1 protein-coding gene is annotated in these 1,387 nt (G+C 55.2%); it reads right to left on the bottom strand.

Annotated features, from left to right (window positions below; translation table 11 throughout):
• Positions 1–11: 11 nt before the first annotated feature.
• Positions 12–1,322 (bottom strand): IS4 family transposase, encoded by a 1,311-nt coding sequence (locus tag ACF8O8_RS04150; protein WP_104960600.1) that lies wholly within the window; start codon positions 1,320–1,322, stop codon positions 12–14.
• Between the last annotated feature and the right edge of the window lie 65 nt (positions 1,323–1,387).

Raw genomic sequence — 1,387 nt, forward strand, 5'->3', positions numbered from 1 at the left:
ACTGGCATTTTTCATTTTCGGGTGGGGTACTTCGCTGGACGTTGCTTCACCGTTCGCGGAAACCATCGGTCAGGCCGTCGATGTGGCAAGACATATTGTGCCGCCGAAGCCTGCAGATCCGACAAAAATCCCGGCAAATTTCCGGGGTGGTTCAAGGATGTGCCATGCAGCAAGCCCAGTATTGCCCAGCTACAGGCAGTAAAACTCATCTCGCATGGGTACACACCAGGGCACTGTCGAGACATTTGCACCATCTGATAACGCAACAGGTTGTAGCCCAGCAGTACGCCCCATAGCTCTTGCGCAATCATCTCCGGCGTCTTGCTTCTCAGCGTATATTCACCACCTAAAAGCCCTTGCTTGATCTCTCGATATCCCAGTTCGATTTCCCAACGCTGACTGTAAAGGTCGACGATCTCATCACCCGGGAAACGCAGCGGATCCACCATTGAGGTCAGTACGCTCACCACCTTGCCTTTAATCGTCTTGCTTAACAGCCGTGCTCGAGTCTCCAGCGGCAAGCCGGGCCATTGCTTACGGGCTTGTGGCGAGGTGCGCAGAATGACTACGGCATCGTTGCGTCCAAGCTTGTGCTCGACTTCGTACTGGCTACCCTTCTTCAAAGGAATAAGCCAATGACGCTGCTCGCCTTGTGATTGCCAGTGATGCAGCAAACCCAACGAGTAGAAACCTTTATCGAACAGGGTCAGCGAGTGATCAGGCGTGGTAGCGATCAACTGTTCGGCCAGCTTCATTTCGCTACTGTGATAGCTCTCGAAAGTACTGCTTATCAGCAGATGGCTAGTCAGTTCCATCTGGCAGACCATTCGGACTTGAGGGTAACTGCCATCGCCATGCTGATTGGTCGCGCCGCCGTAGCACGCCCGATTTTCTGCGGTGTCGGGGGTATTCCAGACGACGCCATCCACACCCAAAAGCGTTAACCCCAACCATTGAGGGTGTTGGACTTCTGCATGCCATCGCTGCTGGGTGAGCGAAAACACCTCGCGAACCGCTTCGCTACCCAGCCGTTGCCGTCCCTGAACAACAGCGCTGGGCGCCACCAGCGGTCGCTTGCCCGGCAGCATGATGTCCATGTGATTCACGACATCCCAAGCCGACATCCGGCGGAACAACGCCATGCCGATGATGCACCAGACCAGGCTTTCCAACGGCAACCGGCGCTTGCGTATAGTCGAGACGCCTGCCGTTTCGAAGGCCTGTTTCACAATGTCTGGATCAAGCAAGGCTCCAAGCCCTTCGAGGGCATGTGGCCGCGATGCCATTTCATGAGTGAGGGACAGGGCTTTTGACAGGCGCATAAAAAATCCGATGCTCGTTTCCAAGCATCGGATTTTGCGGCCTATGGGCTAAAGGTCAATGCGTC

Origin of the sequence: Pseudomonas sp. TYF_14, from assembly GCF_043105275.1 — a bacterium.
Taxonomy (GTDB): Bacteria; Pseudomonadota; Gammaproteobacteria; order Pseudomonadales; family Pseudomonadaceae; genus Aquipseudomonas; species Aquipseudomonas alloputida.